Source organism: Hydrogenophaga sp. UC242_50 (genome assembly GCF_042697355.1).
Taxonomy (GTDB): Bacteria; Pseudomonadota; Gammaproteobacteria; order Burkholderiales; family Burkholderiaceae_C; genus Hydrogenophaga.
The window spans coordinates 5,006,271-5,027,757 of record NZ_CP170553.1; the positions used below are offsets into that span (position 1 = coordinate 5,006,271).

Here is a 21,487-nt window from a genome sequence, read left to right on the forward strand (position 1 = left end):
CCCGCGACCGCCCCGCTGCCGTGATCCTGTACGACTACCCCTTCAACGAACGCATTCGCACCTACCTGCGGCTTGAACAGCTGTTTCGTCGCATGGTGGAACTGGTGCCCCGCAGCCACCCGCTGGATCACCACTATGCGATCCAGACCATCTTCGAGATCATGGACGTGGCGGCCCGGGCCGACATGAAGTCGGATGTGCTCAAGGATCTGGACCGGCACAAGCAGCAACTCATCGGTTTTCGCGGCAATCCGATGATCGCGGAGCAGGCCCTGGAAGAGGTCATCCAGAAGCTGGAAGACTGCTTCACGCAACTGAGCGAAATGACCGGCAAGACCGGCCAGGCCCTGACTGAGAACGACTGGCTGATGAGCATCCGCAGCCGCATCGGCATTCCAGGCGGCACCTGCGAGTTTGATCTGCCCGGCTACTACCACTGGCAGCACCGGAGCGCGGAGGAACGCCGGGCCGATCTGCATCGCTGGTCGGTACCGCTGGCGCCCTTGGCCGAGTCCATCGTGCAGTTGCTCAAGATGCTGCGCGAATCGGGTTCGGCCCAGAAGGTGGTCGCGCCGGGTGCGCAGTTCCAGCTGACCCTGCCGCAGGGCCGCAGCTTCCAGCTGCTGCGCTTGCGCATCGACCCGTCCACGGGGCTCATCCCCGAAATCAGCGGCAACCGGCTGATGCTGTCGGTGCGCCTGATGCGCCACGGCGAAGACGACCGCCTGCATCCAGCGCAGGAGGACGCCGCGTTTGAACTGACCCTGTGCGCCTGAGGTCGGCCGTGAGCGACAAAGCCACCCACACATCCGTCAGAACCGTCCGCTGCCCGAATTGCGGCGGGCCCAGCATCTACGCGCCGAGCAACGCGTACCGTCCGTTCTGCAGCGAGCGCTGCAAGCAGATGGATCTGGGTGCCTGGGCGAACGAGGAATTCGGCCTGCCGGAAAAGGAAGGTCAGAGCGACCCCGGCTTCGAACAAAGCTGAAACCGCCTCCCGCGGTTCAGCAGACCGACCTCAAACCGTCTGTTCGGCCGCCAGCCATTCCAGCACAGGCACGGTACCGGCCAGCACAGGGGCACACGACACCGGCAGGGTTTGCCAGCCAAACTGCTGGCCTTCGCGCATCTGCAGCTCACCGGTCCAGTCGCGCACCTTGCAGAAATGCAGCCGCACCAGTCCATGCGGGTAGTCCACCATCGACACTTTCCAGATGTGCGCGGTGCCGATGGTCAGGCCGATCTCTTCCTGAAGTTCGCGCCGCAGCGCCTGCTCCACGGTTTCACCCGCCTCCAGCTTGCCGCCCGGAAACTCCCAGTACCCGGCATACACCTTGCCCGGTGGACGGGATGTCAGCAGGAAAGCACCATCGGGAGCGATCAGCACGCCAACGGCCACGTCCACCACGGGCCGGTCGGCAGGACGCGGCGCGTCCTGGTCGGCATCGACCACCAGCACTGGCGCGCTCATGCCTGGATGGCGTGGGTGCCCGCGTAGTCGCGCGCGAACTGGTAGGCCACCCGACCGCTGCGCGAACCGCGCTCCAGTGCCCAGACCAGTGCCAAGGGCCGCGCCGCCGCAATGTCAGCGGCAGGCACACCCATCGAGCTGAGCCACTGCGCGACGATGGTGAGGTACTCGTCTTGGCTAAACGGGTAGAAGCTCACCCAGAGGCCGAAGCGCTCCGACAGGGAAATCTTTTCCTCCACCACCTCGCCCGGGTGCACCTCGCCATCCGCCGTGTGCGTGTAGGTGAGGTTTTCCTTCATGTACTCGGGCAGCAGGTGGCGGCGGTTGCTGGTGGCGTAGATCAGCACGTTGGGGCTCGCGGCCGAAACCGAGCCATCCAGGATGGACTTGAGCGCCTTGTAGCCTGGCTCGCCATCCTCGAAACTGAGGTCGTCGCAGAACACGATGAAACGCTCGGGCCGCTCAGCCACCACTTCGACGATGTCGGGCAAATCCACCAGGTCGGACTTGTCCACCTCGATCAGCCGCAGGCCTTGCGGCGCGTATTCGTTGAGGCAGGCGCGCACCAGCGAGGACTTGCCGGTACCGCGGGCACCGGTCAACAACACGTTATTGGCCGGCAGCCCCTGCACGAACTGCAGGGTGTTGCGCTGGATTTTTTCCTTCTGCCCGTCGATCTCCTGCAGATCGTCCAGGCGCATCGCACCCACGTGTCGCACCGGCTCCAGCACGCCATGGCCGCTGCTGCGCTTGCGGTAACGCCAGGCCACGGCGGCGGCCCAGTCGGGCGCCGACATGGGCTGCGGCAGCACCGCCTCGATCCGGGTGATGAGCTGCTCGGCGCGCTGCAGCAGGCGTTCGAAGTGCTCGTTCATGACCGGTAGTCGGCGTTGATGGTCACGTACTCGTGGCTGAAGTCGCAGGTCCACACGGTCTCGCTCGCCGTGCCCCGGCCCAGCCCGATTCGCACCAGGATCTCGGCTTGCTTCATGACACGCTGGCCGTCCTCTTCCTTGTAGGCCGGGTGGCGCCCACCGGCGCTGACCACATGCACGTCACCAAGGTGCAGATCGATGCCGTTGACATCCAGGTCGTGAATGCCCGCGTAGCCCACCGCTGCCAGGATGCGGCCCAGGTTCGGGTCGCTGGCGAAGAACGCCGTCTTCACCAGGGGCGAGTGAGCGACCGCGTACGCGGCCAGCAGACATTCCGAGGCGTCGCGGCCACCGTCCACCTGCACGGTGATGAACTTGGTGGCGCCTTCGCCGTCGCGCACGATGGCATGCGCCAACTGCCGCGCCACCGGGGTGAGTGCCGCCAGCAGCGCACGCCCTGCGAGGCTCTCCAGATCGGTGATGGGTGTGTTGCCCGCCCGCCCGGTGCGCACCACGACAAAGGAGTCGTTGGTGCTGGTGTCGCCGTCCACGGTGACGCGGTTGAAGGAAGCATCGGCCAGGCGGCGCGCCAGCGCATTCATCAGCTCGGGCGCGACGGCGGCGTCCGTGGCCAGGAAACCCAGCATGGTGGCGATATTGGGCCGGATCATGCCCGCGCCCTTGGCAATGCCGGTGGCGCTGAGGGTCCGCCCGTCCAGCTCGAAGCGCTGGCTGAAGGCCTTGGGCAAGGTGTCGGTGGTCATGATGCCCTGAGCCGCGGAGAGCCATTGCGCGCCGCCCTCGGTCTGAGGCTGTGCCGCGTCAGCCAGCGCCAGCGGCAGGCCGGCCAGCAGACGGTCCAGCGGCAGCGGCTCCATGATCACGCCCGTCGAGAACGGCAGCACCTGTTCGTGGTGCAGACCGAGCGAGCGCGCCAGCGCGGTGCAGGTCTGGCGTGCGTTGGCCAGGCCCGGTTCACCGGTGCCGGCGTTCGCGTTTCCGGTGTTGATCACCAGCGCGCGGATCGACTGCCCGGACGCCAGGTGGTCCCGGCACACCTGAATCGGTGCGGCCGCATAGCGGTTCTGCGTGAACACCGCGCCCACGGCGCAGCCTTCATCGAGCAGGAACACCGTGAGGTCTTTGCGGTTGGCCTTGCGGATGCCCGCCTGCGCCACACCGATGCGCACACCCGCGACGGGCAGCAGATCGGTGGCGAGGGGGCGTTGAGTTGAACAGGCATGTGAACTCCGTGGATGTACCGTGATGTCCGACGGCCGCGCGACGGCGGGCACCCTGGGGGGCCGCCCTCACGCCACCGTCAGTCCAGCTTGCCGTGGCAGTGCTTGTATTTCTTGCCGCTGCCACAGGGGCAGGGATCGTTGCGCCCCACGCGCGGCACGTCGCCCGCAGGGCGCGCGGCCGCGGCAATGGCCGCATCGGCGATGGTCTCGGCCTCGCCCGTTTCGGTCGGGGCGGTGTAGGTCACGTTGGCGATCTGCTCGGCGCGCTCTTCCAGCCGCTCGGCCGCCTCGGCCATCTGTTCGGCCGATTGCACGCGCACGTTCATGAGCACGCGGGTGACGTCGTTTTTGACGCTGTCGAGCAGTTGGCCGAACAGCATGAAAGCCTCGCGCTTGTACTCCTGTTTCGGCTGCTTCTGCGCATAGCCCCGCAGGTGGATGCCCTGACGCAGGTAGTCCAGGGCCGAGAGGTGTTCGCGCCATTGGCTGTCGATGGTCTGAAGGAGCACCACGCGCTCGAACTGGGTGAAGTTCTCCTCGCCCACCAGCGCCACCTTGCCCTCGAAGACCGTCTTGGCCGCCGCCTGCACGCGCTCGACGATTTCCTCGACATCGATGGCTTCCGCATCGGCCACCCAGCTGGACACGGGCGCTTCCACGGCCCACTCCTCGCGCAGCACACGCTCGAGCGTGGGCAGGTCCCATTGCTCTTCCACACTGCCCTCGGGCACGTACTGGTGCACGAGGTCGGTGAAGCAGCCTTCACGCAGTGCATCGATCTGCGCGCGCAGCGACGTGGCGTCCAGAATGTCGTTGCGCTGCTGGTAGATCACCTTGCGCTGGTCGTTGGAAACGTCGTCGTACTCCAGCAGCTGCTTGCGGATGTCGAAGTTGCGCGCCTCGACCTTGCGCTGCGCGCTCTCGATGCTGCGTGTGACGATGCCGGCTTCGATCGCCTCGCCCTCGGGCATCTTCAGGCGGTCCATGATCGCGCGCACGCGGTCGCCCGCGAAGATGCGCATGAGCGAGTCGTCCAGGCTCAGATAGAAACGCGAGGAGCCAGGGTCGCCCTGGCGGCCCGAACGGCCGCGCAGCTGGTTGTCGATGCGGCGCGATTCGTGGCGCTCGGTCGCGATGATGCGCAGACCGCCCAGCGCCTTGACCTTCTCGTGGTCCTGTTGCCATTGCTGGCGGATCGTCTCGATGCGGGCCGCCTTGGTCGCGTCGTCGAGTGACTCGTCGTTCTGCACCGCATCGACCATCTTCTCGAGGTTGCCGCCGAGCACGATGTCGGTACCGCGACCGGCCATGTTGGTGGCGATGGTGATCGCGCCAGGCCGGCCGGCCTGGATGATGATGTCGGCCTCACGGGCGTGCTGCTTGGCGTTGAGCACCTCGTGCGGCAGCTTTTCGGCCTGCAGCAGGCTGGCGATGATCTCGGAGTTCTCGATCGACGAAGTGCCCACCAGCACCGGCTGGCCGCGCTCGTGGCACTCGCGGATGTCCTCGATCGCCGCGACGTACTTTTCCTTGGTGGTCTTGTAGACCCGGTCCAGCTGGTCGTTGCGCTTGCTCGGCCGGTTGGGCGGGATCACCACCGTCTCCAGGCCATAGATCTCCTGGAATTCGTAGGCCTCGGTGTCGGCCGTGCCGGTCATGCCCGAGAGTTTGCTGTAGAGACGGAAATAGTTCTGGAAGGTGATGGACGCCAGCGTCTGGTTCTCTGGCTGGATGGCCACGCCTTCTTTCGCTTCCACGGCCTGGTGCAGGCCGTCGCTCCAGCGACGGCCCGACATCAGACGGCCCGTGAACTCGTCGACGATGACGATCTCGCCGTTCTGGTTCACGTAGTGCTGATCGCGGTGGTAGAGGTGGTGCGCCTTCAGCGAGGTCACCAGGTGGTGCAGCAGCGCGATGTTGGCGGGGTCGTACAGCGAAGCCCCTTCGGGCAACAGGCCGGCCTGGCTCAGCAGGCGCTCGGCATTCTCATGGCCCTGCTCGGTCATGTGGATGGAATGCGCCTTCTCGTCCACGGTGAAGTCGCCGGGTTTGATCACCCCTTCACCCGTGCGCGGATCGGCCTCGCCCTCCTGTCGCACCAGGTGGGGCACCAGCTGCTTGATCGCCAGGTAGACCTGGGTCTGGTCTTCGGCCTGCGCAACTGATGATCAGGGGTGTGCGGGCCTCGTCGATCAGGATGGAATCCACCTCGTCCACGATCGCGTAGTTCAGGCCCCGTTGCACGCGGTCGGCGGCCTCGTAGACCATGTTGTCGCGCAGGTAGTCGAAGCCGTATTCGTTGTTGGTGCCGTAGGTGATGTCGGCGCGGTAGGCGGCCTGCTTGTCCTCGCGCGGCGCCTGAGGCAGGTTGATGCCCACGGTCAGGCCGAGGAAGTTGTACAGCCGGCCCATCCACTGGGCATCGCGGCTGGCCAGGTAGTCGTTGACGGTGACGACGTGAACACCCTTGCCTGTCAGTGCGTTGAGGTAGACCGGCAGCGTGGCGGTCAGCGTCTTGCCTTCGCCGGTGCGCATCTCGGCCACCTTGCCATGGTGCAGCGCCAGGCCCCCCATCAGTTGCACGTCGAAGTGGCGCATTTTCATGACGCGCTTGCTCGCTTCGCGCACCACGGCAAACGCCTCGGGCAACAAGGCCTCCAGGGCTTCGCCCTGGGCGATGCGTTGCTTGAACGCCTCTGTCTGCGCCTTCAACTCGTCGTCGCTGAGCTGCTCGAACTTCGACTCCAGTCCATTGATGCGCTCCACCGTCTTGCGATAGGTCTTCAGAAGACGGTCATTGCGGCTACCAAAGATTTTGGTGAGGAAGTTTGTGGCGATACGTGCGGGCCTGCGCCGGACACCCTGTGGATTCCGGGCAGGCAATTGGAGGTAGGAGGGCTCTCGCGAACCCGGAGAGCAAACGACGGGAAACTACCCGTGATGTGCCGACGGACGCAGGGCTTTCAAGAGCAAAGCGCGCATTTTACCCGCCGCACCTGCCCCGCGCTCAGGGCCTGCGGGGTCCGGGCCCTGTGGCCTTGGCGCACGGCCATGTTTTCGCCCGCGGCCAGGAAGCGCTGCGGATCCTGGGGCACGCCCGAGACCCAGACTTCGAAGTGCAGATGCGGCCCGGTGGAGCGTCCCGTGGAGCCCACTTCCGCGATCTTCTGGCCCCGCTTCACGATATCGCCCTTCTTGACCAGCACCTTCGAGGCGTGGGCATAGCGGGTGATGAGGTCGTTGCCATGGTCCACTTCCACCATGTTGCCGTAGGCAGGGTGGTATTCCTGCACCACCACCATCCCGCCCGCGGCGGCCAGGATGGGGGTGCCCGGATCGGACGGGAAATCCAGGCCCGTGTGCAGGGCGGAGCGCCCGGTGATGGGGTCGATGCGAAAGCCAAACGGCGACCCCACCTGCACGCCCGCCACCGGTTGCTCGGTCGGCACCATCGTGCGCTGGATCTTCTGGTCGAACAGGCGCGACTCCACCACCGTCAACCAGTCCACCCTCGAACCGCTGGTCTGGTCGATCCGCTCCAGCGCACCCATCAATTCGTCCATGCTCAGGTCACGGCCCCCCACCAGCGCGCCGCCGGCACCTGGCTTGGGCTTGAACTCCGCCGGGCTCAGGCCCGCCAGGCCTGCGACCCGTTCACCCAGCGAGTCGATCTGCACCATGCGCGCCTGCATTTCGCCCAGCTTGCGGGCCATGGCGTCGAGGTTGGCGCGCATGTAGGCGTTCTGGGTATTGGCTTCGTCCTGGTGCACCAGCCGCGCCACCGGCGCAAACCCGGGCCAGCCCTGGCGCACCCCCTCCAGAAACACCCAGTGGTACGTGGTGATCGCCCCCAGCATCAGCAGCACCGACGCGAGCACGCCGACACCGACGAGCTTGAGTCCACTGAGGTGCATGGCGCGGCTCTTGGCCAGCCAGGCGTCCGTGATAATGATGTGCACTGCTCTACCTTTCCAGGCTGCCCAGATTCAACCAGGCCACCTTCATCGCATGTCTACCGTCCCCCGATCCCACAACACCATGCTCAGCCTGGAGCAGGCCGTGGGAGCTGCGCCCACGCTCGCCGCGCTGCAGGAGCGCATCCGGGAGTCCCGTTGGTGCCTGGATCAGGTGCAACACCTGATCCCCGCCAGCTTGCGTCCGCATGTGCTGGCCGGCCCCTTGCAAGATCAGGAGTGGTGCCTGCTGGTGGCCAGTTCCGCCGCGTCGACCAAACTGCGCCATTTGCTGCCTTCGCTGCAACTGGCTTTGACCCAAAGGGGTGCGCAGGTTAACGCAATCCGCATCAAAGTCCAAACGCCGGGACGATGAGCGCGCCCTGAGCCTGCGCGGGCGGTGCCTGGTGCCGCTTGTCTGACTCGAACAGACGACCTATCGCTTACAAGGCGATTGCTCTACCAACTGAGCTAAAGCGGCGGGTTGAACGAAAAATTCTACTTGACGCGCTTGAGCTGGGGCCTGCCGCCCGGCCGACCAGGGCCTGCCGGTGGATCGGGCAGATCACCCGACGCGGGCGCGCCATCGCTGGGAACGGACCGCAGCGAGCCACGGGCGGGACCGTCGGAGGCCTCTTCGACACCCGAAGGTGCATCGGGCACCACAGCGGCGTCCACGGCGGGCCGGGAGGAAACGGCCGCCGCGGGCGGCGCTGGAAAGGCCATGCCTTGGCCGTTCTCGCGCGCATAAATGGCGATCACATGGCTGATCGGCACAATGATCTCGCGCGCCACCCCGCCGAACCGGGCCTTGAATTCGATGAATTCATTGCCCAGCTTGAGCGAGCTGGTGGCTTCCATGCTCACGTTGAGCACGATCTCACCGTTCTTCACGAACTCCATGGGCACCCGCACCGACGCATCGACCTGGACGGCGATGTAGGGCGAGAACCCATTGTCGGCACACCATTCGTGCAAGGCACGGATCAGGTACGGCCGCGTGGAGGGGATTTCCGGTTCGAAGGTACTCATGAAGTTTCTGGCTTGGTCCCCTGCGGGACCGCGTGCCGTTTACTTGCGCATCACCTTTTCGGACGGCGTGAGCGCCTCGATGTAGGCCGGGCGCGAGAAGATGCGCTCGGCGTACTTGAGCAGGGGAGCGGCGTTCTTGCTGAGTTCGATGCCGTAGAAATCCAGGCGCCACAGCAGGGGGGCGATGGCCACGTCCAGCATGGAGAAATTGTCACCCAGCATGAACTTGTTCTTCAGAAACACCGGTGCGAGCTGGGTCAGGCGATCGCGGATGTGCGAACGGGCCTTCTCCAGCGCTTTCTCGTTGCCCTTGGTGCTGCGCGATTCGAGCATCGACACGTGCGTGAACAACTCTTTCTCGAAGTTCAGCAGGAACAGGCGCACGCGCGCGCGGTCCACCGGGTCGCCGGGCATCAGCTGGGGATGCGGGAAGCGTTCGTCGATGTACTCGTTGATGATGTTCGATTCGTACAGGATGAGATCGCGTTCGACCAGGATAGGCACCTGGCCATACGGGTTCATCACGCTGATGTCTTCAGGCTTGTTGTACAGGTCGACGTCCCGGATCTCGAAATCCATGCCTTTTTCAAACAGCACGAAACGGCAGCGGTGGGAGTAAGGGCAGGTGGTGCCCGAATACAAGACCATCATGTGGGAGTCTCCTTAAAGCAAAAAACAGTGGCTTGCGAACATGCCCGTCGGGCATTGCAAACCACTGTGGAACGGTCGGGCCGGCCTCCCATGAGACCGCCCCAGCCGGATCGGATTATTTGACGTCTTTCCAGAAGGCCGCATTCAAGCGCCAGGCCACGATGGTGAAAGCCGCCAGGAACAGCATCACCCACACGCCGATGCGCACGCGGGAGTTCTGGGAAGGCTCGGCCATCCACTGCAGGTAGGCCACCAGGTCGCCAACGTTTTCTTCGTAGCGCGCATCGCTCAGGGTGCCGGGTTTGACCTGCTCCCAGCCTTTGACGCGGTCCACCTCGTGGCCGTGGCTCATCACCTTCTCGTGCACCGGACGGCGCTCGCCTTGCAGCTCCCACAGCGGGTGGGGCATGCCGATGTTCGGGAACACCAGATTGTTCCAGCCGGTCGGCTTGGTGTCGTCGCGGTAGTAGGTGCGCAGCAGGGTGTAGACGTAGTCGGCACCGGTGCCCGCGCCGCTGGAGCGCGAACGGGCGATCAGGCTGAGGTCGGGCGGGTTCACGCCGAAGAACTGCTTGGCCTGCTTCGGATCGATGGCGGCCTTCATCGTGTCACCGATCTTGTCGGTCGTGAAGGTGAGGTTCTCAGCGATCTGCTTGTCGTTCAGGCCGATGTCGCGCAGGCGGTTGTAGCGCATGAACGCCGCCGAGTGGCAGCTCAGGCAGTAGTTGACGAACAGTTTGGCGCCGTTCTGCAGGGCGGCCATGTCGTTGGTGCGCTGAGGCGCCTTGTCCAGGGGGAAGTTTCCACCAGCGGCCAGCGCCGCGCCCGACAAGCCCAGGGCCAGCATGAAGCCCAAGAGGATTTTTTTCATTTGCTTGACTCTCCGGATTGGCTCTGTGGGTTCAGTGGGGCTGGAACGTGACGCGCTGGGGCACCGGCTTGAATTCGCCGATGCGGCTCCACCAGGGCATCAGCAGGAAGAAGCCGAAGTAGAACAGCGTACCCAACTGGGACACCCGCTCGCCAATGGGCGACGGCGGTTGCACCCCGAGATAACCGAGGATCAGGAAGTTGATCACGAACACCGTGTACAGCCAGATGTTCCAGTTCGGGCGGTAGCGGATGGACTTGACCGGGCTGTGATCAAGCCAGGGCAGGAAGAACAGGATGATGACGGCGCCACCCATGGCGACCACGCCCCAGAACTTGGCATCGATGGACAGCATCAGCGCCACCAGCACCAGTGCGGCGATCACGATGCCACCCTTGATCGCGCCGGACACCTTGGCCTTGAGCGCACCCAGGACCGCCGCGATGACGACGATCGCCACCAGGGCGTACATCATTTCGGTGGTGATGGCACGCAGCATCGAGTAGAACGGCGTGAAGTACCAGACCGGCGCGATGTGCAGCGGCGTCACCAGCGGGTCGGCCGGGATGAAGTTGTTGTACTCGAGGAAGTAGCCGCCAAACTCGGGGGCGAAGAAGATGATCGCCGAGAACACCATCAGGAAGACCGAGACGCCCAGGATGTCGTGCACGGTGTAGTACGGGTGGAACGGGATGCCGTCCAGCGGCTTGCCCGATGCATCCTTGGTGGCCTTGATCTCCACACCGTCGGGGTTGTTGGAGCCCACTTCGTGCAGGGCGATCAGGTGAGCGACCACCAGACCCAGCAGCACCAACGGCACAGCGATCACGTGGAAGCTGAAGAAGCGGTTCAGCGTGGCGTCGCCCACCACGAAGTCGCCGCGGATCAGCAGCGCCAGGTCGGGACCGACGAAGGGAATGGCGGAGAACAGGTTGACGATCACCTGGGCGCCCCAGTAGGACATCTGGCCCCAGGGCAGCAGGTAGCCCATGAAGGCCTCGGCCATCAGGCACAGGAAGATCGCGCAGCCGAACACCCAGACCAGCTCGCGCGGCTTGCGGTAGCTGCCGTAGATGAGGCCGCGGAACATGTGCAGGTACACCACCACGAAGAACGCCGAGGCGCCGGTGGAGTGCATGTAGCGGATCAGCCAGCCCCAGGGCACGTCGCGCATGATGTACTCGACCGACGCGAAGGCGAGATTGGCGTCGGGCTTGTAGTGCATCACCAGAAAGATGCCGGTGACGATCTGGATCACGAGCACCAGCAGGGCCAGCGAGCCGAAGAAGTACCAGAAGTTGAAGTTCTTGGGCGCGTAGTACTCGGAGAGGTGCTCCTTGTACAGCTTGGATGCCGGGAACCGGTTGTCGATCCAGTTCAGCGCTTTCTGACCGATCGGCGCGTCGGGGGAAATTTCTTTGAATTCAGCCATGGGGATGCCTCTGTGATCCGTTGTCTGTCAGTGCCGCTCAGGCCTGCTTCTCTTCACCCACCAGCAAAGTGGTGTCGGACAGGTAGTAGTGCGGCGGCACTTCCAGGTTGTCGGGCGCCGGCTTGTTCTTGAACACGCGGCCGGCCACGTCGAAGGTGGAGCCGTGGCAGGCGCACAGGAAGCCGCCCTTCCAGTCGTCCGGCAGCGAAGGCTGCGGGCCGGGGGTGAGCTTGTCGCCGGGGGAACAACCGAGGTGGGTGCAGATGCCCACGGTCACGAGGAATTCGGGCTTGATGGAACGGTGGCGGTTCTTGGCGTAGGCCGGCGTCGGGTAGGCCGTGCGGTCCGAGTTCGGATCGGCCAGTTGACCCTCGATGGTCTCGAGCGCGGCGAGCTGCTCGGGCGTGCGACGCAAGATCCACACCGGCTTGCCGCGCCATTCGACAACGATCTTTTCTCCCGGCTGGATGCCGGAGATGTCCACTTCCACGGCGGCCCCGGCGGCCTTGGCCCGCTCGGACGGCTGGAAGGTGCTCACGAAGGGAACGGCGACGGCGGCTGCACCAGCACCACCCATGGCGCAGGAGGTGATCAGCCAGGTTCTGCGGCTGCGATCGACAGTCGCACCGGCGGTTGCTTCACTCATGGGGATCTTTCAATGGGGTCGAGACGGGACACTAGGGACAACCCGGCATTGTACTGGAGCAGTCAAGGGGCTTTACCGCTTGTCGGGGTGTGGGACTTGGCTATTGCCCGGGAGCGCTCGATACCAGCGGACGCCACGCACGACTGTGTGAGAATGCCTCTCGACTTTCCGCCATCCATTTCAATCACTCGCCAACCGGAGGACCTCATGGGCATGTTGCAAGAGTTCAAGGAATTTGCCGTCAAGGGCAACGTGATCGACCTCGCCGTGGGCGTGATCATCGGCGGGGCTTTCGGCAAGATCGTCACTTCCATGGTCGACGATGTGATCATGCCCATCGTGGGCGCCATCTTCGGCAGCCTGGATTTCACCAACCTGTACCTCGCGCTCGGCAAAGTGCCCGAGGGCACGCCCGCGACGCTGGCCGGCCTGAAAGCGGCCGGTGTGCCGACCCTGGCCTACGGCAACTTCATCACGGTGGCGCTGAACTTCACCATCATGGCGTTCATCATCTTCATCATGGTCAAGCAGATCAACCGCCTCAAGCGCGAAGCGCCCGCCGCCCCGGCCGAGCCGCCCGCAACGCCCGAAGACATCGCCCTGCTGCGCGAGATCCGCGACAGCCTGCGCAAGTAAGCGTCAGCCGCTTCCGACCACGCCGCACCCCTCACGGGGCTGCGGCGTTTTTCATGCCTCAGACGCCCGTGGCTGCCAGGGCCGCGTCGATGGCCGCCAGCAGGCTGGTGGCGCTGGCCTGGCCGGTGCCGGCGATGTCGAACGCCGTGCCGTGGTCGGGGCTGGTGCGCACGAAAGGCAGGCCCAGCGTGGTGTTCACGCCGTGCTCCAGACCCAGCAGCTTGACGGGAATGAGTCCCTGGTCGTGGTACATCGCCACCACCACGTCAAAAGCCCCCTGGCGGGCGCGCATGAACACCGTGTCGGGCGCGTGCGGCCCACTGGCCTGCACACCTTCCTGTTGCGCCTGTGCCACCGCCGGCGCAATGGTCTCGATTTCTTCCCGACCGAACAATCCCCCCTCCCCCGCGTGCGGGTTCAGCCCGGCCACCGCGATGCGTGGCGCGGCCAGCCCGGTTCGCCGGAAATGCGCGTCGGTGATGCGGATGGTCTGCAGCACCTGGGCCTGCGTCACGGCTTGCAGCGCCTGCTGCAAGGACACATGAATGCTCACCAGGACGGTGCTCAACCCGGGGCAGCTCAGCATCATGCGCACCGGTAGCGCAGAGATCGGCACGCCGGCGTGCGCCGCCGCGAGCGCCTGCAGCAACTCGGTGTGACCCGGGTGGTCGACACCGGCCGCCGCCAGCGCTTCCTTGTGGATGGGCGCGGTCACCAGGGCTCGGGCTCGTCCCGACAGGGTCGCCTGTGCGGCCCACCGAATGCAGTCGGCTGCCGCCAGCCCGGCCTCGGCGCTCACACGCCCCGTGGGCACCGGTCGGGCCAGCGAACACGCCTGCACCACCGCCATGCATCCCGGAGGCACCGCGTCAAGGTCCGACAACGCCTCGATTTCGGCCAGCATCAGCGCTTCGGCGGCCGAGCCCCGCTCCGCCGCCGTGGCGCGCAAGGCCTGGTGCATCGTCGCCACGTCGCCGGCCACCACCACCTGGCGCTGCAGCGCCGGCCGTTCACGAAACGCCTTGGCGATGATCTCGGGCCCGATGCCCGCGGGATCGCCCATGCTCAGAATCAGCGGAGGGGGTGGGAACGGCGGCATGTGGCGCTTCAGGCGGGGTTGTCGATGTCGATGAACACGTGCGCCAGCCCCAGCTGCGCGGCCACATGGGCACCGACGGCAGGCGCGCCATAGCGCTCGGACGCGTGGTGGCCGCAGGCGATGTAGGAGACGCCACATTCGCGGGCATAGTGCGCCTGCGGCTCGGAAATTTCGCCGGTGATGAACACATCCGCACCGGCCGCGATGGCCGCCTCGAAGTAGCCCTGCGCGCCGCCCGTGCACAGCGCCACATGGCGCACCGGACGATCGGGCTCGGCGACCAAGGTCACTGCACGCCCCAGGCACCGGGCCACATGATCGGCCAGTGCGGCGGCCGACTCGCTGCGGCGCTCGCCCATGAAGCCCAGGGCCTGCTCGCCGAAGCGGCCGCGCGCGTCGGCGTACACGGCCACTCCCAGCTGACGTGCAAGCTGCGCGTTGTTGCCCAGCTCGGGGTGCGCATCCAGCGGCAGGTGGTAGGCCAGCAAATTGATGTCGTGCGCCAGCAGCAGCGCCAGACGCTGCTTCATCCAGCCGGTCACGCGGCCGTCCTGGCCGCGCCAGAACAGGCCGTGGTGCACCAGGATGGCATCGGCGCCCTCCTTCACGGCGGCCTCGATCAGCGCACGGCTGGCGGTCACCCCGCTCACCAGCTTGCGCACTTCTGCCCGGCCCTCGACCTGCAACCCGTTCGGCCCATAGTCCTTGAACTGGGTTGGCTGCAGCAGCGTGTCAAGGGCATTGGTCAGGGCGGCGCGGGAAACGGCAGGGTGGTCGGTGCGCGGATCGGGCATGGGCGGTCGGCGTGGGGCAAGGCGGAGTCCTCCATTCTGACACCCCCTCCCCCACCGACCGGGTCGCCCGCGTCTTGAAGCCGTCGCCGTTCACGCCCATATGCGGGACAATATCGGCGGACGCGGCCGAGGCCGCGCCCCTCCTCAACCCGCTCGACATCCCCATGAAACGACTCTGGCTCCTGTTCGCCCAAACCGTCACTGTGCTCGTGGCGGCGTTGTTCGTGGTGGGCACCTTGCAGCCCCAATGGCTGGGCCGCCAGACTGCCGTGGTGCCCGTGTTCGAAGCCCCATCGGGCACGCCGGTAGCGACGGTCGAGGGCACCGGGAGCTTTCGCGCCGCCGCCCGCACCGCATCGCCGGCCGTGGTGAGCATCAACACCAGCAAGGCGCCAGCCCACAACCCGCAAAGCGCGGATCCCTGGTTCCGGTTTTTCTTTGGCGACCAGGCCCCCTCGCAGCAGCAAAGTGGCCTGGGATCGGGCGTGATCGTCAGTCCTGCCGGCTACGTGCTCACCAACAACCACGTCATCGAAGAAGCCGACGAGATCGAGGTCATCCTCAACGACGGCCGCAAGGCCGTGGCGGAGGTGATCGGTACCGACCCGGAAACCGATCTGGCGATCCTGAAGATCAACCTGACCGACCTGCCCGTGATCACCCTGGGCAACTCCGATGCGCTGGAAATCGGCGACCAGGTGCTGGCCATCGGCAACCCGTTTGGCGTGGGCCAGACCGTCACCAGCGGCATCGTCAGCGCGCTTGGCCGCACCCAGCTGGGCATCAACACCTTCGAGAACTTCATCCAGACCGATGCCGCCATCAACCCGGGCAATTCGGGCGGCGCACTGGTGGACGTGAGCGGTCAGCTGATGGGCATCAACACCGCGATCTACTCACGCTCCGGCGGCTCGATGGGCATCGGCTTTGCCATCCCCACCTCCACCGCGCGCAGCGTGATGGAAGCCATCGTGAAGGACGGACAGGTCACGCGCGGCTGGATCGGCGTGGAGCCCCAGGACCTGAGCCCCGAACTCGCCGAGAACTTCGGCATGCAGCCGGGCACGGGCGTCATCATCAGCGGCGTGCTGCAGAACGGGCCCGCCGCCCAGGCCGGCATTCGTCCAGGCGATGTGATCACCGCCGTGGCCGGCCGCTCGGTGAACAACGTCGCGCAGCTGCTGTCGGCCGTGGCGCAACCTGTCGCCGGGCACGCCCGCGTCGCTCGATGTGGTGCGGCGCGAGGGCAAGACGAAGATCGAGGTCACACCGGGCCGGCGCAACCTGCCGCGTCAGCAAGCCACCCCACGCTGAAGCGCGGGATCGATCAAGCCGCCGGCTTTTCTTCTTCCTTGGCTTCTTCGTCGGTCTTGGCCGACGCCTTGATGAACCACTGCGCGCCCCAGATGCCCAGCTCGTAGAGCAGGCACATGGGCACGGCCAGCGCCAGCTGGGAGATCACGTCCGGCGGCGTCACGACGGCCGCGATGACGAAGGCCACGACGATGAAGTAGCCCCGGAACTCCTTGAGCTTCTGCACCGTCACCATGTTCATCTTGACCAGCAGCACCACGACGATGGGCACCTGGAACGCCAGGCCAAAGGCGAGGTACAGCGACAGAATGGCCTCCACGTATGAGGCGATATCGGGCGTGGCGGCCACGCTCGCGGGCGTGAACTTCTGGATGAAGCCGAACATTTTGTCCAGCACGAAGAACTGCACGAACGCGATGCCGATGTAAGCCAGCAAGCTGCCCAGCACGATCAGGGGCACGGCGAAGCGCTTCTCGTGGCTGTACAGACCGGGCGCCACGAAGGCCCATACCTGGTACATCCACCAGGGCAGGGACAGCAGCAGCGCCGCCATCGCCAGCACCTTGATCGGCACGAAGAAGGGCGAGAACACGCCCACGGCGATCAGCTTGGCGTCGGGCGGCATGTGGGCCCGGATAGGCACCGCGATCAGGTCGATCAGCCCGCTGGGGCCGGGCCAGACGGCCAACAGGGCCATGCAGATGGCCAGGCCGATGATGCCGTACAGAAGCCGGTCGCGCAGCTCCATCAGGTGCTGGACAAACGGCTGCTCGGAACCGGCGAGTTCGTCGGTGGAATCTTTGGGATCGGACATCAACGGGGAGCGGAAGAGGAGCGGGGCCGGAACCGGGCCACGCGGGCCGCACCCGACTGGGTGCGGGTGCGCACGCCGGTGCGGGCCTTGAACCACTGGGGCATCGCCTTCTGCTTCAGGCGCCAGTTCTTCTTGGGGTGTTTGTAAACCGGTGGGGTTTCGAGTGAGCCGTTGGAACCATAGGTGGTGGACGTGCCATCCAGGCCAGCGGTCGCGTCCGACCACGATTTCTCGAAATCGTTGGCACCGCTCTGCACCGAGGCCTCCACGTCGCGCGCCGCCTCGGTCACCGAGTCCTTCATCTTCTTGAGCTCTTCGAGCTCCATGGAGCGGCTGACCTCGGCCTTGACGTCCGACACGTAGCGCTGCGCCTTGCCCAGCAGGGCGCCCACCGTGCGGGCGACGCGAGGCAGCTTTTCGGGGCCGATGACGATCAACGCCACCGCCCCGATGAGGGCGAGCTTGGAAATGCCCAGATCAATCATGTGTCGGCCATCCTGCGGGCAATGTTGGGCGGGAGGTCCGCCCGGAAACGGTGCTGCCTAGGGTATTCAAACCCACCGCGGGCAGCAGGAGCATCAGCTTTTGTGCTTGGCTTCGACGTCGATCGTGTTCTTGTCGGTGCGGGTGTCCTGCGTCACCTGCCCTGCGGGGGCCGCCGCCGTGTTGTCGGCGGGGGTCTGGCGACCTTCCTTGATGCCGTCCTTGAAACCCTTGACCGCACCGCCCAGATCGGAACCGATGTTCTTGAGCTTCTTGGTGCCGAACACCATCACCACGATCAGCAGCACGATCAACCAGTGCCAGATGGAAAACGAACCCATGAGTTACTCCAGATAAGGAAATAGGGAAGCGAGAGCCGCTATGCGTGGGATTCTAAGCCCCGGTGGGAGTTCAGCCGCCCTCGCGGCGCAATACCAGGGCCCGCCGGACGGCACTTATCCACGCAACCAGGGCCGGGGACCACCCATCACGTGCACGTGAAGGTGGTGCACCTCCTGCCCGCCTTCCCCACCGTTGTTGCACACGATGCGAAATCCGCCTTCGGGGTATGGATTGCAACCCTGCTCCAGCGCCAGGCGCGGGGCCAGGGTCATGATGCGGCCCATCAGCCGCTCGTGCTCAGGGCCCAACTGGGCCATGGAGGGGATGTGCGCCTTCGGTACCATGAGGAAATGCACCGGTGCCCAGGGGTGGATGTCGTGAAAGACGTAAAGGTCTTCGTCTTCGTAGACCTTTTTCGACGGGATCTGGCCGGCAATGATCTTGCAAAAGATGCAATTCGGGTCGTGAGCGCTCATGGGATCGGAGGTGTTAGTCGGGCATAGCCTGGCTGGCGTTCATGCGCACCATGCCCTTGACGATGCGGTAGAGGAACCAGATGGAGATCAGGCACCAGGCAATCCAGCCGGGCGCCAGGAACAGCAGCCACAGCGGCAGGGTCACCAGGTACAGCACGGCGGCCCAGATGACGGTGCGGATGCGCCAGGAGAAATGGCTCGCTTGCCAGGTGCCCTCGGCATCGCTTTTTTTCACGAGGTCGACGATCAAGGCGATGATGAGCAACACCGGGCTGGCCTGCGCGCCGGGCAACACCGCCGCCACGGCCACGATCAGGTGCAAGAGGTAGCTGACCCAGCCCACCGTCTTGAGAGACTGGGCCTTCTCGCTGTCGACCGCCTTGACGTCAATGATGTCGCTCATCACAAGCTCCTTTCAGCCAGCTTCCGGACCGGCTGCAGCCTCTCGCTGCAGCACTTTGCGCATCGCCTTTTCCTCCAGGCCGCTCAGGCCCTCGCGGCGCACCAGTTCGGCCACCACGTCGGCCGGGCTCAGGTTGTAGTGCGCCAGCGCGATCATGCTGTGGAACCAAAGGTCGGCGATTTCGTTGACCAGCTTCTGGGGGTCGCCGCCATGGTCGGCGTCCTTGGCCGCCATCACCGCCTCGGTGGCCTCTTCGCCGATTTTTTTCAGGAAGGTGTCGGGCCCCTTGTGCAACAGGCGAGCCACGTAGCTTTTTTCGGGATCGCCCCCGTTGGCCGGTTTGCGGCTTTCGATCACGGCGGCCAGGCGCGCCAGGTCATCGGTGGTGGACATGTCGGTTCACTTGTAGATCGATTCGGGGTCTTTAAGCACGGGCTCGACGGCGTGCCATTGGCCGCCCTCGAAACGCTGGAAGAAGCAGCTGTGGCGGCCGGTGTGACAGGCAATGCCGGGTTCGTGCCCCAGTTGCGTGACCTTGAGCAGCACCACGTCGTTGTCGCAGTCCATGCGGATGTCGTGCACGGTCTGCACGTGGCCCGACTCCTCCCCCTTGAACCACAGCCGTTCGCGTGAGCGGCTGTAATAGACCGCACGGCCCAGTTCGGCCGTCTTCTGCAGCGCCTCGCGGTTCATCCAGGCGAACATCAACACGTCGCCCGAGGCGGCTTCCTGCGCGATCACAGGCACCAGGCCTTGCGCGTCCCACTTCACTTCATCGAGCCAGTTCATGGCAGGAATCTACCATGGGGCCCGGGCTTGACGCCCCTGGCGGCCGGAATGCCGTTAGGATGGTCCAGGCACCGGTCCGAGGCACACCGCCCCGTCCCCAACCATGACAAGGAACACCATGAAACTCCGCACCCTGCTCCTGGTCCTCTTCATCCTGTTCATCGCGGGCTTCGTGGCCCTGAACTTCGAACAGATCCTGCAACCCACCGCGCTCAATTTCGGTTTCACCCAGGTGCAAGCGCCCATGGGCCTGGTGTTGCTGGGCATGCTGGCCCTGGTGCTCGTGGTGTTTCTGGTCGCGCTGGTGTACTACCAGACGCTGCATCTGATGGAGGTCCGCCGCATCACCCGCGAGGCGGCCGACCAGCGCCTGCTGGCCGACAAGGCCGAAGCTTCGCGCTTCACCGAGCTGCGGCAATACCTGCAGACCGAACTGCAGGCCACCACGGCACGCGAACAGGCGTTGTCGGAGAAGGTGCACACCAAGCTGGACCAGGTCCAGTCCGCGCTGACCCAGGTGATCGAGCAGACCGGCAACAGCGTGAGTGCGAGCGTGGGCGAGCTGGAAGACCGGCTGGAGCGCCAGCTTCCACCCCGCCACAGCGGCGACCACCTCTGAAGAAACGCCTCAGCGCCGGACCGGGATGCCGCGTTCGGCCATGCGCGCCTTGGCCTGCGCCACGGTGAACTCGCCGTAGTGGAAGATGCTGGCGGCCAGCACGGCATCCGCCCCACCCTGTTGCACGCCATCGGCCAGGTGGTCAAGGTTGCCCACGCCCCCCGAAGCGATCACCGGCACGCTCACCGCGTCGGCCACCGCGCGGGTCAGCGCCAGATCGAAGCCGGACTTGGTGCCATCGCGGTCCATGCTGGTGAGCAGGATTTCGCCGGCACCGAAGTCAGCCATCTTCGAGGCCCAGGCCACGGCGTCCAGGCCGGTGTTCTTGCGCCCACCGTGGCTGTAGACGTCCCAGCCTTCGCCGCGCTGGGCCAGGTCGTCGCCCTGGCGGCGCTTGGCGTCGATCGCGACCACGATGCACTGCGCACCGTACTTGTCCGACGCGTCGCGGATCACCTGCGGGTTGGCGATCGCAGCCGAGTTGAAGCTGGTCTTGTCGGCGCCGGCATTGAGCAGGCGGCGGACGTCTTCCACCGTGCGCACGCCACCACCCACCGTGAGCGGAATGAAGACCTGCGAAGCGACGGCCTCGATGATGTGCAGGATCAGGTCCCGGCCATCGGAGGTGGCGGTGATGTCCAGGAAAGTGAGTTCGTCGGCACCCTGCTCGTTGTAGCGGGCGGCGATTTCCACCGGGTCGCCCGCATCGCGCAATTCCACGAAGTTGACGCCCTTGACGACGCGGCCGCCGGTGACGTCCAGGCAGGGAATGATGCGCTTGGCAAGCATGGGCTGCGTTATCCGTTGAGGTCGTCGGCCAGCTGCTGCGCGGCCTCGAAGTCGAGGTCGCCGCTGTAGATCGAGCGGCCACAGATCACGCCTTCGACGCCTTCGTCTTCCACGGCGCACAGCGCGCGGATGTCTTCCAGGTTGGACAGGCCGCCCGAGGCGATCACGGGAATCGACAGCGCCTGCGCCAGCTTGACGGTGGCCTCGATGTTGATGCCCGAAAGCATGCCGTCGCGGCCGATGTCGGTGTAGATGATGCCTTCGACGCCGTAGTCCTCGAACTTCTTGCCCAGGTCCACCACCTCGTGGCCGGTGAGCTTGCTCCAGCCATCGGTGGCAACCTTGCCGTCCTTGGCGTCCAGGCCCACGATGATGTGGCCGCCGAACGCCGTGCAGGCGTCCTGCAGGAAGCCTGGGTTCTTCACCGCCGCCGTGCCGATGATCACGTAGCGCAGGCCGGCGTCCAGGTAACGCTCGATGGTGTCGAGGTCGCGGATGCCACCGCCCAGCTGCACGTCCACTTCCGAACCCACCTCCTTGAGGATGGCGCGGATCGCCTGCTCGTTCTTGGGCTTGCCAGCAAAGGCACCGTTGAGGTCCACCAGGTGCACACGGCGCGCGCCCTTGTTGACCCAGCTGCGGGCGATGGCCGCCGGGTCTTCGCCGAACACCGTGGATTGGTCCATGTCGCCCTGTTTGAGGCGAACGCACTGGCCGTCTTTCAGATCAATGGCAGGAATCAGCAGCATGATGG

24 protein-coding genes, 1 tRNA gene and 3 pseudogenes are annotated in these 21,487 nt (G+C 65.4%); 6 read left to right on the forward strand and 22 right to left on the reverse strand.

Features of this window, described 5'->3' with window-relative positions:
• The first annotated feature begins 20 nt into the window (after nt 1-20).
• Together zapD and ACFJGX_RS25530 are read left to right on the forward strand one after the other, a co-directional pair.
• Entirely contained in the window at nt 21-776 is a 756-nt protein-coding gene (zapD, locus tag ACFJGX_RS25525; protein ID WP_382327307.1) for a cell division protein ZapD, read from the forward strand.
• 8 nt (nt 777-784) lie between these two features.
• On the forward strand, nt 785-988 hold the full coding sequence (locus ACFJGX_RS25530; RefSeq protein ID WP_382323373.1) for a DNA gyrase inhibitor YacG: 204 nt from the start codon (nt 785-787) through the stop codon (nt 986-988).
• Between the two features lie 30 nt (nt 989-1,018).
• Here ACFJGX_RS25530 and ACFJGX_RS25535 read toward each other — a convergent pair whose 3' ends face one another.
• From ACFJGX_RS25535 to ACFJGX_RS25555, 5 genes and pseudogenes are all read right to left on the reverse strand, one after another.
• Entirely contained in the window at nt 1,019-1,471 is a 453-nt protein-coding gene (locus tag ACFJGX_RS25535; RefSeq protein WP_382323372.1) for an NUDIX domain-containing protein, read from the reverse strand.
• Entirely contained in the window at nt 1,468-2,346 is an 879-nt protein-coding gene (locus ACFJGX_RS25540; protein ID WP_382161360.1) for an ATP-binding protein, read from the reverse strand. Before ACFJGX_RS25540 ends, ACFJGX_RS25535 begins: the two co-directional genes overlap by 4 nt.
• Nucleotides 2,343-3,589 (reverse strand): annotated as a pseudogene (gene argJ / locus ACFJGX_RS25545) (bifunctional glutamate N-acetyltransferase/amino-acid acetyltransferase ArgJ). The gene ACFJGX_RS25540 and the pseudogene argJ overlap by 4 nt, the downstream one beginning before the upstream one ends.
• A gap of 78 nt (nt 3,590-3,667) precedes the next feature.
• A pseudogene (gene secA / locus ACFJGX_RS25550) lies at nt 3,668-6,428 on the reverse strand (preprotein translocase subunit SecA).
• Between the two features lie 125 nt (nt 6,429-6,553).
• A complete protein-coding gene (locus tag ACFJGX_RS25555; protein ID WP_382327309.1) occupies nt 6,554-7,549 on the reverse strand; it encodes a M23 family metallopeptidase in 996 nt (331 codons plus the stop codon).
• Between the two features lie 79 nt (nt 7,550-7,628).
• Here ACFJGX_RS25555 and ACFJGX_RS25560 point away from each other — a divergent pair, with 79 nt between their 5' ends.
• Nucleotides 7,629-7,919: a DciA family protein gene (locus ACFJGX_RS25560; protein WP_291121429.1), complete on the forward strand. Its 291-nt coding sequence runs from the start codon at nt 7,629-7,631 to the stop codon at nt 7,917-7,919.
• A 29-nt stretch (nt 7,920-7,948) separates the two neighbouring features.
• On the opposite strand, the gene ACFJGX_RS25565 is transcribed toward ACFJGX_RS25560, so the two are convergent.
• The 6 genes from ACFJGX_RS25565 to petA form a co-directional block, all read right to left on the reverse strand.
• Nucleotides 7,949-8,024, reverse strand: a tRNA-Thr gene (locus ACFJGX_RS25565).
• Nucleotides 8,025-8,041: 17 nt separating this feature from the next.
• Entirely contained in the window at nt 8,042-8,575 is a 534-nt protein-coding gene (locus ACFJGX_RS25570; RefSeq protein WP_382323370.1) for a ClpXP protease specificity-enhancing factor, read from the reverse strand.
• A 39-nt stretch (nt 8,576-8,614) separates the two neighbouring features.
• The gene (locus ACFJGX_RS25575) at nt 8,615-9,226 is read right to left on the reverse strand and encodes a glutathione S-transferase N-terminal domain-containing protein (RefSeq protein ID WP_291121425.1); all 612 of its coding nucleotides are present in this window, start codon (nt 9,224-9,226) and stop codon (nt 8,615-8,617) included.
• Nucleotides 9,227-9,341: 115 nt separating this feature from the next.
• Nucleotides 9,342-10,097, reverse strand: a complete 756-nt coding sequence (locus ACFJGX_RS25580) for a cytochrome c1 (RefSeq protein ID WP_382323369.1) — start codon at nt 10,095-10,097, stop codon at nt 9,342-9,344.
• A 31-nt stretch (nt 10,098-10,128) separates the two neighbouring features.
• Nucleotides 10,129-11,529: a cytochrome bc complex cytochrome b subunit gene (locus ACFJGX_RS25585; protein WP_291121420.1), complete on the reverse strand. Its 1,401-nt coding sequence runs from the start codon at nt 11,527-11,529 to the stop codon at nt 10,129-10,131.
• 37 nt (nt 11,530-11,566) lie between these two features.
• On the reverse strand, nt 11,567-12,175 hold the full coding sequence (gene petA, locus ACFJGX_RS25590) for a ubiquinol-cytochrome c reductase iron-sulfur subunit (protein ID WP_291121418.1): 609 nt from the start codon (nt 12,173-12,175) through the stop codon (nt 11,567-11,569).
• A 207-nt stretch (nt 12,176-12,382) separates the two neighbouring features.
• On the opposite strand from petA, the gene mscL reads away from it, so the two are divergent.
• Nucleotides 12,383-12,811 (forward strand): large conductance mechanosensitive channel protein MscL, encoded by a 429-nt coding sequence (gene mscL / locus ACFJGX_RS25595; protein ID WP_382161377.1) that lies wholly within the window; start codon nt 12,383-12,385, stop codon nt 12,809-12,811.
• Nucleotides 12,812-12,869: 58 nt separating this feature from the next.
• Here mscL and pdxA read toward each other — a convergent pair whose 3' ends face one another.
• Both pdxA and ACFJGX_RS25605 read right to left on the reverse strand, forming a co-directional pair.
• Nucleotides 12,870-13,874 (reverse strand): 4-hydroxythreonine-4-phosphate dehydrogenase PdxA, encoded by a 1,005-nt coding sequence (pdxA, locus tag ACFJGX_RS25600; RefSeq protein WP_382323368.1) that lies wholly within the window; start codon nt 13,872-13,874, stop codon nt 12,870-12,872.
• 44 nt (nt 13,875-13,918) lie between these two features.
• A complete protein-coding gene (locus tag ACFJGX_RS25605; RefSeq protein WP_382323367.1) occupies nt 13,919-14,704 on the reverse strand; it encodes a Nif3-like dinuclear metal center hexameric protein in 786 nt (261 codons plus the stop codon).
• 164 nt (nt 14,705-14,868) lie between these two features.
• Here ACFJGX_RS25605 and ACFJGX_RS25610 point away from each other — a divergent pair.
• Nucleotides 14,869-16,018 (forward strand): annotated as a pseudogene (locus ACFJGX_RS25610) (Do family serine endopeptidase).
• 13 nt (nt 16,019-16,031) lie between these two features.
• On the opposite strand, the gene tatC reads toward ACFJGX_RS25610, so the two are convergent.
• The 7 genes from tatC to hisI form a co-directional block, all read right to left on the reverse strand.
• Nucleotides 16,032-16,832 (reverse strand): twin-arginine translocase subunit TatC, encoded by an 801-nt coding sequence (tatC, locus tag ACFJGX_RS25615; RefSeq protein WP_382161387.1) that lies wholly within the window; start codon nt 16,830-16,832, stop codon nt 16,032-16,034.
• On the reverse strand, nt 16,832-17,317 hold the full coding sequence (tatB, locus tag ACFJGX_RS25620) for a Sec-independent protein translocase protein TatB (protein WP_382323366.1): 486 nt from the start codon (nt 17,315-17,317) through the stop codon (nt 16,832-16,834). The genes tatC and tatB overlap by 1 nt, the downstream gene beginning before the upstream one ends.
• Nucleotides 17,318-17,410: 93 nt before the next feature.
• Nucleotides 17,411-17,656, reverse strand: a complete 246-nt coding sequence (gene tatA, locus ACFJGX_RS25625) for a Sec-independent protein translocase subunit TatA (protein ID WP_382327311.1) — start codon at nt 17,654-17,656, stop codon at nt 17,411-17,413.
• Between the two features lie 114 nt (nt 17,657-17,770).
• Nucleotides 17,771-18,133, reverse strand: coding sequence for a histidine triad nucleotide-binding protein (locus tag ACFJGX_RS25630; protein ID WP_382323365.1), 363 nt, complete (start codon nt 18,131-18,133; stop codon nt 17,771-17,773).
• 13 nt (nt 18,134-18,146) lie between these two features.
• The gene (locus tag ACFJGX_RS25635; RefSeq protein ID WP_291121402.1) at nt 18,147-18,536 is read right to left on the reverse strand and encodes a hypothetical protein; all 390 of its coding nucleotides are present in this window, start codon (nt 18,534-18,536) and stop codon (nt 18,147-18,149) included.
• A 12-nt stretch (nt 18,537-18,548) separates the two neighbouring features.
• A complete protein-coding gene (locus ACFJGX_RS25640; RefSeq protein ID WP_382323364.1) occupies nt 18,549-18,929 on the reverse strand; it encodes a phosphoribosyl-ATP diphosphatase in 381 nt (126 codons plus the stop codon).
• Nucleotides 18,930-18,935: 6 nt separating this feature from the next.
• Complete coding sequence (gene hisI, locus ACFJGX_RS25645; RefSeq protein ID WP_382163743.1) at nt 18,936-19,334, reverse strand: phosphoribosyl-AMP cyclohydrolase; 399 nt, start codon at nt 19,332-19,334, stop codon at nt 18,936-18,938.
• 109 nt (nt 19,335-19,443) lie between these two features.
• Between hisI and ACFJGX_RS25650 the strand changes: the two genes are divergently transcribed.
• Complete coding sequence (locus ACFJGX_RS25650; protein WP_382323363.1) at nt 19,444-19,944, forward strand: LapA family protein; 501 nt, start codon at nt 19,444-19,446, stop codon at nt 19,942-19,944.
• Between the two features lie 9 nt (nt 19,945-19,953).
• On the opposite strand, the gene hisF is transcribed toward ACFJGX_RS25650, so the two are convergent.
• Together hisF and hisA are read right to left on the reverse strand one after the other, a co-directional pair.
• The gene (gene hisF, locus ACFJGX_RS25655; RefSeq protein ID WP_382323362.1) at nt 19,954-20,733 is read right to left on the reverse strand and encodes an imidazole glycerol phosphate synthase subunit HisF; all 780 of its coding nucleotides are present in this window, start codon (nt 20,731-20,733) and stop codon (nt 19,954-19,956) included.
• A gap of 8 nt (nt 20,734-20,741) precedes the next feature.
• Nucleotides 20,742-21,482, reverse strand: coding sequence for a 1-(5-phosphoribosyl)-5-[(5-phosphoribosylamino)methylideneamino]imidazole-4-carboxamide isomerase (gene hisA / locus ACFJGX_RS25660; RefSeq protein WP_291121393.1), 741 nt, complete (start codon nt 21,480-21,482; stop codon nt 20,742-20,744).
• Nucleotides 21,483-21,487: the final 5 nt, after the last annotated feature.

Coding starts and splice junctions, on each gene's coding strand:
- ACFJGX_RS25580 (WP_382323369.1), bottom strand. CDS start 10,097: ATGAAAAAAATCCTCTTGGGCTTCATGCTGGCCCTGGGCTTGTCGGGC.
- petA (WP_291121418.1), bottom strand. CDS start 12,175: ATGAGTGAAGCAACCGCCGGTGCGACTGTCGATCGCAGCCGCAGAACC.
- hisA (WP_291121393.1), bottom strand. CDS start 21,482: ATGCTGCTGATTCCTGCCATTGATCTGAAAGACGGCCAGTGCGTTCGC.
- pdxA (WP_382323368.1), bottom strand. CDS start 13,874: ATGGGCGATCCCGCGGGCATCGGGCCCGAGATCATCGCCAAGGCGTTT.
- ACFJGX_RS25570 (WP_382323370.1), bottom strand. CDS start 8,575: ATGAGTACCTTCGAACCGGAAATCCCCTCCACGCGGCCGTACCTGATC.
- hisF (WP_382323362.1), bottom strand. CDS start 20,733: ATGCTTGCCAAGCGCATCATTCCCTGCCTGGACGTCACCGGCGGCCGC.
- ACFJGX_RS25635 (WP_291121402.1), bottom strand. CDS start 18,536: ATGAGCGACATCATTGACGTCAAGGCGGTCGACAGCGAGAAGGCCCAG.
- ACFJGX_RS25540 (WP_382161360.1), bottom strand. CDS start 2,346: ATGAACGAGCACTTCGAACGCCTGCTGCAGCGCGCCGAGCAGCTCATC.
- ACFJGX_RS25575 (WP_291121425.1), bottom strand. CDS start 9,226: ATGATGGTCTTGTATTCGGGCACCACCTGCCCTTACTCCCACCGCTGC.
- tatA (WP_382327311.1), bottom strand. CDS start 17,656: ATGGGTTCGTTTTCCATCTGGCACTGGTTGATCGTGCTGCTGATCGTG.
- ACFJGX_RS25630 (WP_382323365.1), bottom strand. CDS start 18,133: ATGAGCGCTCACGACCCGAATTGCATCTTTTGCAAGATCATTGCCGGC.
- ACFJGX_RS25605 (WP_382323367.1), bottom strand. CDS start 14,704: ATGCCCGATCCGCGCACCGACCACCCTGCCGTTTCCCGCGCCGCCCTG.
- ACFJGX_RS25535 (WP_382323372.1), bottom strand. CDS start 1,471: ATGAGCGCGCCAGTGCTGGTGGTCGATGCCGACCAGGACGCGCCGCGT.
- tatC (WP_382161387.1), bottom strand. CDS start 16,832: ATGTCCGATCCCAAAGATTCCACCGACGAACTCGCCGGTTCCGAGCAG.
- mscL (WP_382161377.1), top strand. CDS start 12,383: ATGGGCATGTTGCAAGAGTTCAAGGAATTTGCCGTCAAGGGCAACGTG.
- ACFJGX_RS25640 (WP_382323364.1), bottom strand. CDS start 18,929: ATGTCCACCACCGATGACCTGGCGCGCCTGGCCGCCGTGATCGAAAGC.
- ACFJGX_RS25650 (WP_382323363.1), top strand. CDS start 19,444: ATGAAACTCCGCACCCTGCTCCTGGTCCTCTTCATCCTGTTCATCGCG.
- ACFJGX_RS25560 (WP_291121429.1), top strand. CDS start 7,629: ATGCTCAGCCTGGAGCAGGCCGTGGGAGCTGCGCCCACGCTCGCCGCG.
- tatB (WP_382323366.1), bottom strand. CDS start 17,317: ATGATTGATCTGGGCATTTCCAAGCTCGCCCTCATCGGGGCGGTGGCG.
- ACFJGX_RS25585 (WP_291121420.1), bottom strand. CDS start 11,529: ATGGCTGAATTCAAAGAAATTTCCCCCGACGCGCCGATCGGTCAGAAA.